Here is a 13,331-nt window from a genome sequence, read left to right on the forward strand (position 1 = left end):
ACATAGAATATGTGGAAGGTAAAATAAGGGAGGTTAAGGAAGATGATTAAAGGGCTATGGTTGTGGGAGACAAATTACATCACATCAAAAGATGTGATCACCTTCTGCAAAGCAGGTAGTTTTAATCTACTTTTCTTGCATATTGATACTGCAGTACCCCATTCCACTTACCAAACTTTTTTAAAGACAGCTTATGATAATGGCATTGAAATACACGCTCTAGGCGGTAGGAGAGGATGGGCCTTGACAAAGTATAGAAAGGATTTGGATGCATTTATAAATTGGGTCAACAATTACCAAACATCTTCCCCTTCCACTGAACGGTTCAAAGGCGTTCACCTAGATATTGAACCATACACCTTACCGGAATGGGCTGCCGATGAACCGGGTACGGTCACTCAATGGATGGATGCTGTGACGCATATGATTACGCAATTTAGAAGTACAAATATCCCGATATCAATCGGGGCATCTGTACCTCATTGGCTGCATACAAGACTTGTTCCAAATACTGCGGAAACATTGAGTCACTGGATGATTTCGAAATACGATTACCTCGCACTTATGTCCTACCGTAATGTAGCGACAGGAAGCAACAGTGTAGTCAGTATTGTTCAAGAAGAATTGACGGAAGCTGATGCCCTAGGTAAATCCATCTTTGCAAGTTTAGAAACTGGCAAATCGAACGAAGGGCCCCACATTAGTTTTTACAACAAGGGTAGGATTGCGCTAGAAAAAGCGATTCCTGAAATAGATGCCCATTTGCAGTCGCACCCATCTTATAAAGGAATCATGATCCACAGTTTTAAATCATTGCGTGATTTAAGTATTTTAGGATACTAGAACCAAATTGTGACGAATAGCATCGCCAATATCGGGTCGGGTTGAGTATAATACCTCCAATCCCTAATTGCGAAGCGAAAATAAGCTACACTTCACAAAAATGTGATCTTCAAAAGAAAAAGCACCTTATTAGGTGCCTTATTGGTCTGTTACCATGTTCCCTTCATCATTTCTAAATCCTTTATCGTCGCCTGACCGCCGAATTAGTAATTTGTCTTGCCGTCGAGATCATTATAAAGCAATTCGTTTTGGAGCAAACTACTCTCAACTTCGTAGTAATTTTTTCGGAGATAGGAAAACAAACCAATAAAGCACAAAATTAAGAACGAAAAAATGATGCTTTCCATGATCTCAACACCTCCATAATAATAACTATGATTTGGAAGGGTTGTATTATGCCAAAATTTTTACTTACCTGCACTTTATTATTCTTATCGTTTTTTGATTAGTCCACTTCCGTTGGGTGCAAACAAATAAATCCGAGCTCTAACATCAGCTTAAACCAAAGAAAGTAGACGAGCGGACTCGTCTACTTTTTTTATTCCTTAAACGGCAGGCTGGAAATTGCCTTCGATAAAATTCGAGTGGTGACAGGCACTCTAAAAGAGCTATAATGCCCTAGCCAATAAATCCATGATATGGACAGCCCCTGGCTCTTTGACTTTTACGCTTTACACTTCAGCAGAATGAGGAAAACCGCCCTCCATCAAAGGTCAACGTAGCTTCTATTTTTGGTAGGAACAATTTCCTTTATATCCAACCATCCATTATCGGAAATATAATAGAGTGGTTGGTATTCATTACCCCATTCTTTTAAATACTTTTCATAGAGATATTTCTTTACTTGATTTAATTCTTTTTGATGATGGGCAGAAGTATTCTGATCGTGGAACCGATAATGATAAAAGTAGTCATTTACCTTAACTCCCTTAGATTGAAGATATTCCACTTTCTCCTCCAGTTTGTCCACTTTGAATTCCAAATGACGTAAGCCCCTTGCTCATACAAAAGAAGTCTGAATGTACTATCCAATAATGATCTTTGCTTCAATAGTCCGAATTCATTATTAGAGATGAAGTTAATTCCTTATGTTTTAGTACTTTATTAATATACTTTAAGCTGTAAAAGACAGTCCAGTAATGTTAAAAACTTCCTTCAAGTTGATTCCCTACTTCTGTCCCAACGCAAACATGAGATCTCCCTCGGCCGCTATTTTGTCTCCAATTCGTGCCACTGCATGCCCTTTTCCAATGCCTCTTCTCAAGGTATGCATCTCGACCTCCAGCGTCAGTACGTCCCCGGGACGCACCTGCTCCTTGAAGCGGAAGTTATCGATCCCCGCAAAAAAAGCTAACTTCCCCTTGTTTTCTTCTAGGCTTAATACGGCTACCGCACCGACTTGCGCTAAGGCTTCTACAATCAACACCCCTGGCATGACCGCATATTCCGGAAAATGCCCTTGGAAAAACGGTTCATTGATCGTAACACTTTTCACCCCTACAGCTCGTTTACCCTCTTCCATCTCCAAGATCTTATCCACTAATAAAAACGGATAGCGGTGTGGAATAATTTCTTTAATTTGCTCAATGTTCAACATCATCTTCACCCTCCAATATTTAACTACATAACAAAATAGCGCAAAAGCTACACTATAATTAACCTCCCAAGCCCGGCCGGCCAACGGGGTTAACATAAACGGAGCACAGCCCAAACTGTGCTCCCCTATTTACCAAACAAAAGAAAGCCTTCCAAATTATATCCTATATTTGCCATGGGGAGCAAGAAAACTTGGAAGCGATCAGCTACAAGTTCCTCGTACTGTCCTAATAATAGTAACGCAGTTATAATTCTGACAGTGCAAGAAAACTTGGCAAGCGTTAAGCTACAATTTTTCCTCTTCAACACAAAAAGAAGAGAGAGTACTTTCTGCCTGTACCCTCTCCTTTTACATTTTAAACACTAAATCATAAATATGCTTATAGGTTTTGATATCAAACGCTTCTAGCACCGGGCCATCCCCGACTACGCTGTACCCCACAGCTAAACCGCCGAGTAAAGAAACGAACAAAAGCACAAAAACCGTGATAAGTTTAGCATACCGAGGGATCGTTCTCCCTTTTCTCGTTTTAGAGAGCTTCCTTCTCTTTTCTCTCTTTTCCGTTTCAACGGCCTCTCCATCCAAAGAAATAGCGGCTTCTCCTTGTCTTTGCAGTGGCATGTTCATTACTCCCTATCTTCCATAAATATTATTGATGGTCTGACCCATCTGATCCAGTAACTGCAGTGCCCGCGAATTAAACTGGAACTGTCGCTGCGTCTCGATTAGCGTAGACATCTCTTTCGCTAGATCTACGTTGGACCCTTCAAGAAAGCCTGCTTTCACGAGCACATCACCTGCATCCTCTACAGGAAGGAGCTCCATTCCATTCGGTAAGGTATAGGCATTTTCCCCCACAGGAATCAAAGCCTGGCGATTCGGAACGGAAACCAGCCTGAGTTGGATCCCTTGGTCGATGCGGTCATTGGAATTAGCCGAATTCACAAAGCTCACAAAACCTCGATCATCTACTTTGAACTGATAGCCCTCCAGCAGCTCAATCGGTTGATCATTCCGATCCAAAACCCGTCGCCCATCGGCTGTTCCCAGAACCATCCGGCCGTCTCCGTTCGCCATCGGTTGAAAAGCCCCCATCCGCGTCAATCGAGGTTCCCCGTTCTCGCCCTCTACCTGAAAGAACGCATTTCCTTGAATAAACAGATCTGTCTCTAGATCGGTTTGAATGGGTGCCCCCTGCTGCATGTTGGGGCGATGAAGATTCGCTAGCACCCCCATGCCTACGCGAAGGTGTACAGGGGTGAGGCGGCCCTCCCTCGAGGGAGCTTCCGGATTGACCTTATGCTGTTCAGCTAGGATGGAACCAAAGGAAACGTCCTGGCTTTTATATCCGTGTGTATTTACATTAGCTACATTATTCCCAATGGAATCCATCTTTACTTGCGCGGATCGCATCCCGCTGACCGCATTAATCATGGATGTATACATCCTTCCACCTCACCTTGCATTCAAATGAAATGACTCCGTTAGCCGAGTCGGGATGACTCAAAAAGCCGGTCTAACGTCTGGTTATAGGCGTCCAGGACCTTTTGGTTGCTTTCCAGCGACCGGGCCGTTTGCATCAGGTCCACCATGGTCTGCTGCACATTCACGTTGGAGCGTTCCAAAAAGCCTTGCCGCATGCGGGTAAGTCCCTGCGCTAAAGCCGGAGGCTCTTGGCCTTGCCAGCGATAGGCTCCGTTTTCAGTCTTGATCAAATCATACGGGTTGTCCACTTGCACCACTTGCAACCGCACCGGATACGACTCTTCATCCGGTGTGCCGGGATTCCGAAGGCCGGTATAGGCTTGTCCATTTTTATCGTATAGGTATCCCTGCTCATCGATTCGGTACTGATCCGATGTTAAAACGATCGGATTCCCTTCCGTATCGAGTACCAAGCTCCCATCTCCGGTCACGAGCTGGTTGGCGCCGTCCATGGTAAAGCTCCCATTCCGCGTATAAAATGTTTCTCCGCTCTTCTCGATCGCGAAGAATTGGCGAGGCGAAACCAGGCGACCTTCCACTTCCACAGGAGGCAAATGGTCATCGATAATCGCCACATCAAACGGATTCTGCGTTTCCTGCAGATCCCCCTGGCGAAAGTTAGGAATCATCTCCTGCGTGTAGACGCCTTGAGGCAAGGTTCCGATCCGCTGCTTCTGGAGCCCTGTGAGGGGGGCATTCGGCGGAAGCGGAGAGCGCTTCGTCTGGACCGCAGAAAGCAAATATTCCGGAAACGAGCGAAAAACCGCCTCATCCGTTTTATACCCTGGCGATTGGCTGTTGGCCAAATTGTTGGTCAGCGCTTCGGAGCGGCGCTGATTGGCCATCATTCCTGAAGCGGCGGAATACAAACCCCTAAGCATGTGGATTCCCCTTTTCCCGTATGTATGGTATCCCTATTTTAGCATATCCTGATAGAGAGGGCATTAGATGGTTCGACGTTTCGCTCTGTCTAAGTTTTCCAGCATAATGCCCGTTCCTTTCGCCACGCAGAACATCGGCTCTTCAGCAACCAGCACCGGAAGCTTCAGCTCTTCGGCGAGAAGCTTGTCCATGCCGTGAAGCAACGCTCCTCCTCCGGTCAGCATCACGCCCTTGTCGATAATGTCGGCGGATAGCTCTGGCGGTGTTCTTTCCAATACGTTTTTCGATGCTTGGATAATGTGGGTCACGGATTCGGCTAGCGCCTCTTGAATTTCTTGCGAACGAACGGTGATATTGCGCGGCAAGCCCGATACCATATCGCGTCCGCGGATATCCATTTCATCCTGGCGCCCTCCCGGGAACACGGTGGCGATTTGCTTCTTGATCTCTTCCGCTGTCCGTTCTCCGATCATGAGCTGATATTTTTGCTTGATGTGGCGCATAATATCCAAATCAAACTTGTCCCCTGCAACTTTAATAGAAGAGGCGGTGACGATATCTCCCATGGACAAAACTGCCACATCGGTCGTCCCTCCGCCAATGTCCACTACCATATTCCCGCTTGGCACAAAGATGTCCATGCCGGCGCCAATGGCTGCGATCTTTGGCTCCTCTTCTAAGTAAACTGTTCTTGCTCCACTGCGTTCCGCTGCTTCCCTAATGGCTTTTTGTTCCACAGAAGTAATATTCGTAGGGCAGCAAATCAAAATCCGAGGACGGACAAAAAAGCTTTTTACTCCGATTTTCGCGATAAAGTGCTTGAGCATGGCTTCGGTAATTTCAAAATCAGCAATGACTCCGTCTCTAAGCGGCCGAATCGCCACAATATTGCCCGGTGTCCGACCTACCATGCGGTAAGCCTCATTCCCAACGGCCAAGACCTTCTTCGTCATACTGTCGATGGCCACTACGGAAGGTTCATCCAACACAATACCGCGCCCTTTTACATAAATTAATACATTCGCCGTTCCTAAATCGATTCCGATATCCTTCCCTATCATTGCAAGGTCCTCCCTGTACTAGATCATCTATGTGTGAATGCTATTTTAGCGTGTCATAGCTCCAAAGTATATATCAATTCGATGCGGAACAAGGAATTCCTTTCGAGGTTTCGACATTTTTCTCGTACTTTCGGGGAGTGACAGGCACTCGCGTTATGCCAGCTCTTCCTTAGCTCCTTTCTTCTCGCTTTTCGACTTCCTCTTGTACTTAATCTTCGTGGCCTCTCCCCCGCGCAGGTGGCGGATCGATTTGTGGTATTCCAATATTTCCTTTACCTTATTAGCCAATTCGGGGTTGATCTCGGGCAGCCGTTCGGTCAAATCTTTGTGCACAGTGCTTTTAGATACGCCGAATTCTTTGGCTATCTTGCGGACGGTGTTGCGCGTCTCCACTATGTAGCGACCGATCTTGATGGTGCGCTCTTTGATGTAATCGTGCACTCCCCTCGCCTCCCTGTTAGAGATAGTCTGATACATTATATGGAGGCGGTAGATCAGATATTCCCGATAAAACGCAAGGAATGCAGAAAATTCCAAAAAGGGAGGCTGGGAGTGTTAATCCCTGAGTTGACAGCAAGCCTTCTGGTCCAGTTAAAAAATTGCTAAAATCTTTCCTCTCGTTGTCCTCATAATTTAACTTTGCCGTGAAAACGACAAAAAGCCAGGATTCGGATCCTAGCTTTCATTCTTTTGTTGTCGGTCTATTAAGTTCCCATTAATAATGTAATCGCACTCACTAATCCTATCGCTATAATGGATCCTGCAAAGGTTGCAACCGCTGACTTTTCCTGCGACGTCAACCGCTTTTCCTCCACAGTTCCTGTTTTCCTCAAGATTTTTCTTATTCCCGTAAAGACACTCACTTTTTGGTCTCCTCCTTTGTGGCAGCTGGCTGGCATGTTCCTTGGCGGACGAAGCCCCTATAGCTTTGCGTGCCTGACTTTCGTTCAGGTTTGCCTTGTTTGCACAATATCCATCATATGTATTTATCGGGTCTACTGAAATAGGTCAAAATACCCAAACTTCGACATTATATGACAATGTTCTGCCTACTCACCTATTCTAGCAAATCAGTGAGGGCATTATGTGAAGTTGATCACACTTATCAATCATGACTGGCAGGATCGGAGATCGTTTTGGACCCTCTCACTTGGGTCATACTCACGAGTTTTCAAGAATACTCCCAAAATAATTCGGTTTGGTCACGAATCAGATCCCCAAACTCACAACACGGAATGGATTACAAATAAAACAACCGAAATACTCACAAGACCGCTATCTACAAATAAAAAAAGCTAGGTTCATTTCCCTAGCTTTTTCCCACATCATTTATTGAGCTTCGTTTTGCTTGCTTTCTTGCGTCAGATACTTATCAGGTGAAACGGGGTTTCCATTTTCCCTTACTTCAAAGTGGAGGTGGACTCCCAATTCTTTTTCGAATGTATTGCGTCCTGCTTTACCAAGGATCGTTCCTTGCTCGACTTCATCTCCGACAGCGACTTGCAAGTCTTCTAAGCTTTGGTATACGGTTGTCATGCCATCCGCATGCTCGATTTCAACTACGAAGCCAACCATTGGATCTTTTTCCGCTTTTGCTACTTTCCCTGCAAGGGCTGCTGTCACATCGAATGGCTTTTGGTCCTTGCTAGCCAAGTCCATTCCGGTGTGAGGATAATACGAGTCTTCATATTGGATGAGCGCTGCAGCTTTGACATCGTCCTCAGCAGCTTCATCATAAAAATTCATAGTTACATCAAATTCAGTACCTTCCGCTACAGGCCATGCCATCCCTTGTTCCATCGAGTTAACAGGCATTGCTTCTTGTTCTTGCGGATTCATCGCTACAGGATCTGTTGTAGGATTTTCCTCTCCCATGCTGATCTCAGGAAGCTCCGTGGGTTCAAGAGAATAGTCCCTCGTGTCCTGATACCACATGATTAAAGCAAGGATAAGTGCTGCTGCCCCCATATAGATGACGGGGAATGTCCATTTCTTGCTGAAGAACGCCTTCCACCCTGACTTTGTTGGTGGTTGGATTGGTTGTTTTTGTTCTCCATTCATTTATCATCACCTCATCAACAATCTTCTCCACATTGCTTGAGGTTTAAACATGGGGTGTGCGCAATTTGAAAAAAATTATGCATACTTTTTTCGACGACATCCGAAATTTTTTCCGAATAAATTCATTCTTGTTATGACAAAATTTACCTCCCCCTCCTTTTATAATGAAAGAAGAATATCATATTGGACAAGCATTCAATCCCAAAATAAGGAGACGATTGTAATGGAAAAGTTGAACATGATCCTGCTTAGTTTATTTGTCGGCCTCTGCATCGGAGCTTTTCCTTTAATATCTGAAGAGATCGCCCCTGCCGTTGGATCTGCGGAAATCCTCCCATCAGGTGGCGTCGAAAAAGTGGAAGCCCCCCCACCCGACCGCAGCATGAAAATTCAGCTCGACAACCGGCAGGTCTGGGTCAATGAGGAATGGGTACCAGGCGAAGTGTTTGTCTTGGACGGTCGAACCTACATCCCTACCCGAGCGTTGGAAGCCTTGGGAGCAGAGATCCGCTATGATTCAGACGGAAGGCAGGTGGAGGTGCGGATAAAGTAAGTTCCAAAAGTAGTAACGAGTTCCGTTGAGAGGTGAAAGCAAGGCTTGGGTCAACTATCACAATGAAAACATAAAGGAAGGACTTCTCCCCATCCTTGTTGATTGGTGAAGAAGTCCTTGTTATTTAGTTAGTTTGGTAAAGTGCATTTTACCAAACAGGTTCAATATATTATCTGTTGCTTGATGAAATAACATAAATAAACAGCATTAGTCAGGAAATACTAGATTTACCTAAGAGATTCATTCCAATTTCATACCAATAAAGAATTTTTACTATTACATTCATCACAAGGCTGAACTCTTTTAAGCTTTTTATTATTTTTTGGAGAGTATCTATAATTCTACCGTTACGCCCTGTTCGCATTCTCGAAGGGCGCGATCGCTGTATTCGAACAAGATATCCCGGATTAATTCCGTCATTTTTAATCCCGCTCGGTTTCTTTCCTGTTGAATTCCCTGCTGGTTTAACAGATAAGCTTCATACATTTAAGGATCATTTTTAGAATATTACAATAAACAGTATAATATGGTATAAACTATTCCGGTATTTGAAGAAGGTAATAATATGAGCATCATAAAGGATTTTCTGCTCCAATTAATGCTGATAGCCGTCCCTATTTTTTTCCAAACATTTTTTGAAGAGAGATGGCAAGATAATAATAAAAAATGGATAAAAACTGCCCTGTATGCCATCGCGATCAACCTTTGCACGTCATTTTCTTCCGATGAATAGACCCACCTTTCCCTACTCCTTCTCCAGTGCCTTCCGGATTCTTCCTCCGGCCAGATCCAGCTGCCGACGGGCCTTATCGGCAGTAATCCCCTTCAATTTCATCAATATGCCCACTCGGGCATCCCCTTGTGCCAGCTCCGCTAACTCCTCCGCCTCCAACCTGGTACAGCCCGTTGCCTCACAAATGATCTTCTTTACCCGTTCCTTCAGTTTGCTATTCGTCGCTTGGACATGGACCATCAGGTTGCCGTACACCTTCCCTAATCGGACCATCGAAGCGGTGGTGAGCATGTTGAGCACCATTTTTTGGGCCGTCCCCGCCTTCATTCGCGTAGAACCGGTGATCACTTCCGGTCCCACGATAGGGGCAATAGCCACATCGGCTAAAGCACTAATCGCCGCCCCCCGGTTACAGGATAGGGAAACCGTTTTGGCTCCTCGTTTCTTCGCTTCTGTCAACGCTCCAAGGACATAAGGGGTCCGGCCGCTGGCAGCAATCCCCACGACCACATCGCCCGCACGGACCCCGGCCTTTTCGACATCTTCCCGCCCCTTTTCGGGTTCATCCTCCGCCCCTTCTACGGCTTCCACAAGAGCACCCAGTCCTCCAGCCATGAACCCTTGCACCAGCCCCGGATCGGTGCCAAAGGTCGGAGGACATTCCGCAGCATCCAGCACGCCCAAGCGTCCGCTGGTTCCGGCCCCAAAATAGAAAAGACGCCCTCCGTTCTCCAAGGACTCGACGATCAGCTCCACAGCTTTCGCCACGGATTCAAGTTCTTGTTCTACAGCAAGGGCCACTTTTTTATCTTCCTCATTGATTTTTTTCACGATTTCCATCACTGAAAGGGCATCGAGGTTTTCGGTATTGGGATTGCGCCCCTCCGTGACCCCTTCATTCGACTTTTCCATCATGTTTGTACACCCTCTCCATGAGTCCCCAGCTTTCGGTTAGGTTATGCTGTACGGATGAATCCATCTGAACTCCGCCGAGCTGCAAAGCCATGATCAGCGAGCCGATCAGCGGCGGAAAGGAAGGGATTTCGACGGCATTACCGAGCATTACCAATTTTTCTGCAACTCTTCTCTGCAACAGTGTCCCTTTCCCCAACAAACCGCCCGCTAATACAATCGGGTGCGCTTCTCCCATATTTCGCCCGCAGGCCTCGGCCAGGAGAACGAGTTCATCGGTGGCTTGATCCACAATTTCCTGAGCCACTTCATCTCCCTGCTCCGTTGCCTGCAATACCAAGGGTCCGGCCTCTGCCATCCACTTCCGCGGGTTGGAGGAAGCATAGAGGAGAGACACTAGCTCCGTGGCTTCCTGGATCTTATACTGAGCAAAAAGAAGCGGGGCGAGCTGTGTGGGCTTTCCTCTTCCATCGAATGCCCGCATGACCGCAGTCAGCGCTTGCTGTCCCAGGGAGAACCCGCTCCCTTCATCCCCGATGAGGTACCCCCAGCCCCCCACTCGGTAAGGCGCTCCTTGCGAGGATACCCCAAAGGCCATGGAACCGGTGCCCGCCAGCAGCACGATCCCTGGCTTTCCCCACGTTCCCGCATAAAGCGCAGCTACCGCATCATGCTCCACCCGAACCCGTCCGGGATACACTTCGTTGAACCCTTGGAGCAATTGCTCCTTTTCCCGCGGGCGCCCCGCACCGGCTAACCCTAAAAAAACCGACCGGACCTCCTCATCTGTTCCACTAACTTGATCTAGCAGCTCCCGGCACAACGCCTTGAGCGTTTGCATCACCTGGGAGAGAGGGCGCGACAGTACATGGGTAGAATCCCTCCGGGCCACAGCCAGAATCCGCCCCTCTCGATCTGCCAGTACCCCGCGCGTGCCCGTCCCCCCGCCATCCACGCCAATGAACCATTGCTTATTTAGCGGCACCTGCAGTCAACCCTTCCATAAATTGCTTTATCGTAAACCGCCCTATTTTTCCTAGAGATGGATTTCTTATCAGCGCTGGAATGTTATCTCCTCTATAGTAGCATTCTATTTATTTCAAAGGACATTATTCTCTTATTTCACCTCTACAGCATTCCGCTCTCCCAAATAAGCATTCTGTTTCAACAATTCCTGCTTCAGTACATGGACATCTACTAGTCTTGGAGCAATATGATCGCTGCAGCTAAGTGCAGCCGCTACGCCTGCAGCCTGCCCCATGGCAAAGCAAGGGGGCATCACGCGAACAGCGCTTAGGGCTTCATGGGTGGCAGAAATGCACCGGCCGGCTACTAGCAGGTTTTCTACTTGAATGGGAACGAGTGAACGGTAAGGAATCTCGTAAGCATTGGCAGTCGGAAATTCATCGGTGCAGCCGCCGCCTTCGCCCGTCGGGCTGTGGATATCGACCGGATAGCCACATAGGGCGATGACGTCGGCAAATGCAGTCGGCTGAATCAAGTCTTCCAGTGTTAATTCGTACTCCCCTGTGATGCGGCGGGTTTCACGTACCCCTACTTGGGCGGCAGTATCAATGAGGATTGCGTTTTCGAAACCAGGTAAGCGACGCTGGAAAAATTCTACAAGCTGAAATACCTGCCTTCTGCCTTCTAGCTCCGCTTTGGTTAAGTCCTGTGCATTCGTTCCGTCTAGGCTCTGAATGCGGGAGATGTTGAACCGCCATACACCCTTTTGCGGAGTTTTATACATCGCCACCTTGTCTCGGGCAACCGACCATTCTCCTGTCTTCTTGGCTTCATCAATAATGTGGGCAAACAGTCTTTCACCTTCTTCCGGGTGTTGTCTCCGGTACTCGTCGATCATCTCATCATCGATATTGGCCATCCGGAAAAAGAGGGTCATCGGTTGAGTGAGCCCATCTGCGGTACGCCCTTTTTTCATCGGAACACCCGCCCGGTAAGCGACGTCCCCATCGGCGCTGCAATCGATCACGATTCGTGCCTGAATGGACTGCAGTCCCGATTTGTTGGCCACGATAGCCCCCTTTACGGTCTCACCGTCCATGATGGTGTCTACGAAAAACGTATGCAGGAACAACCTCACCCCGGCTTCTTCCATCATTTCCATGGTGACTAGCTTCATCACTTCCGGATCGAATGGGGTGACGCGATCATGTCCGTGACTTCGGTATCCTGAGTAGGCGGACAACTTGCGGACACTTTGCGGATGGATCGCCCCATTCCTTTCCTCCATCCGGCGGATCAACTCGTCAAAAACCCCTCTGATTAATTGGGTCTCCCCATCATCGCTGAAAGAAGTCATAAACGGACCCACCAAGCTAGCCGTAGCGTTGCCGCCGAGAAAACCATACCTTTCTACTAGCGCTGTTTTCACTCCCATCCGAGCGGCAGCGATCGCGGCACCAATTCCTGCCGGTCCTCCCCCGACAACCAGTACATCCACTTCCCCTGCGACCACTTCGGGAGAAATTTGAATTTGACCTTCCATGTTATCCCTCCTTATTTAAGCTTCAGAACGGACCATCCCTTTACGGAATTCAAGTCTCTCCCAGATTTTCTGGAACACCCATGTGGACCACAAGGCGTACAGACTGCCGCCGATCAAGAACAGCAAGGCAGGGAGAAATATCAAGATGACAGCGATCATAACCCATCCTGCAGCGATGATAAACGCATAAGCCCAATGGGATACTGCGAAAACCAAGGAATTTTTCAACAGCTGGATGACTGTACCTTCCAAATGAACAAATACGGGAAAAACGAATACGAGAACAATTCCATAAACAAAGATAAAGCCGATAGCTATCCATTGGAAAACCATCGATAGGAAATTCTCCCCGCTTGCAAATAACTGTAGGTCCACATATAAAATGTAACCGGCCAAAAAAAGCGACAGTCCAATTTTCTGTGACCGAAAGAACTCACGACGGTAGAACTCCCAAAAGGGTTGGACCCCTCCTGACTCCGGTCCTTCCCGCAAGCATTGGCGAAGGACGGAAAACAAAGCTGCGGTGGACGGAAAGAATCCGAAGACAATCCCACCGATCAGCGTAAAGCCCAGCCAGAGCATATTCAAATAGGTCAGCCTCATCAACCAGGTAAACACCTGTTGAAAAACACCAAGATATCCGTTGAGCGGCATCCGCCATTCACCTCATTTTTAAAAGAAAGGGCCTGCGGAGA

At 47.3% G+C, this 13,331-nt stretch carries 17 protein-coding genes and 1 riboswitch; of the genes, 3 read left to right on the plus strand and 14 right to left on the minus strand.

Translation table 11 applies throughout. From position 1 onward, the window contains the following. The first annotated feature begins 42 nt into the window (after nt 1-42). Nucleotides 43-843 (plus strand): hypothetical protein, encoded by an 801-nt coding sequence (locus ABLT31_RS20290; RefSeq protein WP_367755046.1) that lies wholly within the window; start codon nt 43-45, stop codon nt 841-843. A gap of 706 nt (nt 844-1,549) precedes the next feature. Here the strand turns inward: ABLT31_RS20290 and ABLT31_RS20295 are convergent. The 9 genes from ABLT31_RS20295 to ABLT31_RS20335 form a co-directional block, all read right to left on the minus strand. Continuing rightward, a complete protein-coding gene (locus tag ABLT31_RS20295; protein WP_367755048.1) occupies nt 1,550-1,825 on the minus strand; it encodes a hypothetical protein in 276 nt (91 codons plus the stop codon). A 186-nt stretch (nt 1,826-2,011) separates the two neighbouring features. Then, nucleotides 2,012-2,440 carry a 3-hydroxyacyl-ACP dehydratase FabZ gene (gene fabZ / locus ABLT31_RS20300; RefSeq protein ID WP_367755348.1) on the minus strand — a complete coding sequence of 143 codons (429 nt, stop codon included), beginning with the start codon at nt 2,438-2,440 and terminating at the stop codon, nt 2,012-2,014. A gap of 348 nt (nt 2,441-2,788) precedes the next feature. Next, on the minus strand, nt 2,789-3,061 hold the full coding sequence (locus tag ABLT31_RS20305; RefSeq protein ID WP_367755050.1) for a DNA-directed RNA polymerase subunit beta: 273 nt from the start codon (nt 3,059-3,061) through the stop codon (nt 2,789-2,791). 12 nt (nt 3,062-3,073) lie between these two features. Beyond that, a complete protein-coding gene (locus tag ABLT31_RS20310; RefSeq protein ID WP_367755052.1) occupies nt 3,074-3,886 on the minus strand; it encodes a flagellar hook-basal body protein in 813 nt (270 codons plus the stop codon). Nucleotides 3,887-3,924: 38 nt separating this feature from the next. After that, nucleotides 3,925-4,806, minus strand: a complete 882-nt coding sequence (locus ABLT31_RS20315; protein ID WP_367755055.1) for a flagellar hook-basal body protein — start codon at nt 4,804-4,806, stop codon at nt 3,925-3,927. Between the two features lie 63 nt (nt 4,807-4,869). Continuing rightward, the gene (mreB, locus tag ABLT31_RS20320; protein ID WP_367755057.1) at nt 4,870-5,868 is read right to left on the minus strand and encodes a rod shape-determining protein; all 999 of its coding nucleotides are present in this window, start codon (nt 5,866-5,868) and stop codon (nt 4,870-4,872) included. A 153-nt stretch (nt 5,869-6,021) separates the two neighbouring features. After that, nucleotides 6,022-6,309, minus strand: a complete 288-nt coding sequence (gene spoIIID, locus ABLT31_RS20325; protein ID WP_367755059.1) for a sporulation transcriptional regulator SpoIIID — start codon at nt 6,307-6,309, stop codon at nt 6,022-6,024. A 263-nt stretch (nt 6,310-6,572) separates the two neighbouring features. Continuing rightward, a complete protein-coding gene (locus ABLT31_RS20330) occupies nt 6,573-6,731 on the minus strand; it encodes a hypothetical protein (protein ID WP_367755061.1) in 159 nt (52 codons plus the stop codon). Between the two features lie 17 nt (nt 6,732-6,748). Beyond that, nucleotides 6,749-6,836: riboswitch (cyclic di-GMP riboswitch) on the minus strand. 361 nt (nt 6,837-7,197) lie between these two features. Further along, nucleotides 7,198-7,929, minus strand: coding sequence for a peptidoglycan DD-metalloendopeptidase family protein (locus ABLT31_RS20335; RefSeq protein ID WP_367755063.1), 732 nt, complete (start codon nt 7,927-7,929; stop codon nt 7,198-7,200). Between the two features lie 223 nt (nt 7,930-8,152). Between ABLT31_RS20335 and ABLT31_RS20340 the strand changes: the two genes are divergently transcribed. Then, a complete protein-coding gene (locus ABLT31_RS20340; protein WP_367755065.1) occupies nt 8,153-8,482 on the plus strand; it encodes a stalk domain-containing protein in 330 nt (109 codons plus the stop codon). 333 nt (nt 8,483-8,815) lie between these two features. Here the strand turns inward: ABLT31_RS20340 and ABLT31_RS20345 are convergent, their stop codons facing one another. Then, the gene (locus tag ABLT31_RS20345) at nt 8,816-8,968 is read right to left on the minus strand and encodes a hypothetical protein (protein WP_367755067.1); all 153 of its coding nucleotides are present in this window, start codon (nt 8,966-8,968) and stop codon (nt 8,816-8,818) included. Between the two features lie 79 nt (nt 8,969-9,047). Here ABLT31_RS20345 and ABLT31_RS20350 point away from each other — a divergent pair, with 79 nt between their 5' ends. Continuing rightward, nucleotides 9,048-9,215 carry a hypothetical protein gene (locus ABLT31_RS20350; RefSeq protein WP_367755069.1) on the plus strand — a complete coding sequence of 56 codons (168 nt, stop codon included), beginning with the start codon at nt 9,048-9,050 and terminating at the stop codon, nt 9,213-9,215. Nucleotides 9,216-9,227: 12 nt separating this feature from the next. On the opposite strand, the gene murQ is transcribed toward ABLT31_RS20350, so the two are convergent. The 4 genes from murQ to ABLT31_RS20370 all read right to left on the minus strand — a co-directional run bounded on the left by murQ (nt 9,228) and on the right by ABLT31_RS20370 (nt 13,290). Beyond that, nucleotides 9,228-10,130 (minus strand): N-acetylmuramic acid 6-phosphate etherase, encoded by a 903-nt coding sequence (gene murQ / locus ABLT31_RS20355; RefSeq protein ID WP_367755071.1) that lies wholly within the window; start codon nt 10,128-10,130, stop codon nt 9,228-9,230. Beyond that, on the minus strand, nt 10,111-11,112 hold the full coding sequence (locus ABLT31_RS20360) for an N-acetylglucosamine kinase (RefSeq protein ID WP_367755073.1): 1,002 nt from the start codon (nt 11,110-11,112) through the stop codon (nt 10,111-10,113). Before ABLT31_RS20360 ends, murQ begins: the two co-directional genes overlap by 20 nt. Before the next feature lie 132 nt (nt 11,113-11,244). Continuing rightward, entirely contained in the window at nt 11,245-12,636 is a 1,392-nt protein-coding gene (locus tag ABLT31_RS20365; RefSeq protein ID WP_367755075.1) for an FAD-dependent oxidoreductase, read from the minus strand. A gap of 15 nt (nt 12,637-12,651) precedes the next feature. After that, the gene (locus ABLT31_RS20370; protein WP_367755077.1) at nt 12,652-13,290 is read right to left on the minus strand and encodes a YesL family protein; all 639 of its coding nucleotides are present in this window, start codon (nt 13,288-13,290) and stop codon (nt 12,652-12,654) included. Nucleotides 13,291-13,331: the final 41 nt, after the last annotated feature.

This window comes from Ammoniphilus soli (assembly GCF_040813775.1).

What these genes read in the sequence shown, in the direction of transcription:
- fabZ (WP_367755348.1), bottom strand. Translation starts at nt 2,440, where the DNA reads ATGTTGAACATTGAGCAAATTAAAGAAATTATTCCACACCGCTATCCG.
- ABLT31_RS20290 (WP_367755046.1), top strand. Translation starts at nt 43, where the DNA reads ATGATTAAAGGGCTATGGTTGTGGGAGACAAATTACATCACATCAAAA.
- mreB (WP_367755057.1), bottom strand. Translation starts at nt 5,868, where the DNA reads ATGATAGGGAAGGATATCGGAATCGATTTAGGAACGGCGAATGTATTA.
- ABLT31_RS20340 (WP_367755065.1), top strand. Translation starts at nt 8,153, where the DNA reads ATGGAAAAGTTGAACATGATCCTGCTTAGTTTATTTGTCGGCCTCTGC.
- ABLT31_RS20315 (WP_367755055.1), bottom strand. Translation starts at nt 4,806, where the DNA reads ATGCTTAGGGGTTTGTATTCCGCCGCTTCAGGAATGATGGCCAATCAG.
- ABLT31_RS20370 (WP_367755077.1), bottom strand. Translation starts at nt 13,290, where the DNA reads ATGCCGCTCAACGGATATCTTGGTGTTTTTCAACAGGTGTTTACCTGG.
- ABLT31_RS20305 (WP_367755050.1), bottom strand. Translation starts at nt 3,061, where the DNA reads ATGCCACTGCAAAGACAAGGAGAAGCCGCTATTTCTTTGGATGGAGAG.
- ABLT31_RS20345 (WP_367755067.1), bottom strand. Translation starts at nt 8,968, where the DNA reads ATGTATGAAGCTTATCTGTTAAACCAGCAGGGAATTCAACAGGAAAGA.
- ABLT31_RS20350 (WP_367755069.1), top strand. Translation starts at nt 9,048, where the DNA reads ATGAGCATCATAAAGGATTTTCTGCTCCAATTAATGCTGATAGCCGTC.
- ABLT31_RS20335 (WP_367755063.1), bottom strand. Translation starts at nt 7,929, where the DNA reads ATGAATGGAGAACAAAAACAACCAATCCAACCACCAACAAAGTCAGGG.
- ABLT31_RS20310 (WP_367755052.1), bottom strand. Translation starts at nt 3,886, where the DNA reads ATGTATACATCCATGATTAATGCGGTCAGCGGGATGCGATCCGCGCAA.
- murQ (WP_367755071.1), bottom strand. Translation starts at nt 10,130, where the DNA reads ATGATGGAAAAGTCGAATGAAGGGGTCACGGAGGGGCGCAATCCCAAT.
- ABLT31_RS20365 (WP_367755075.1), bottom strand. Translation starts at nt 12,636, where the DNA reads ATGGAAGGTCAAATTCAAATTTCTCCCGAAGTGGTCGCAGGGGAAGTG.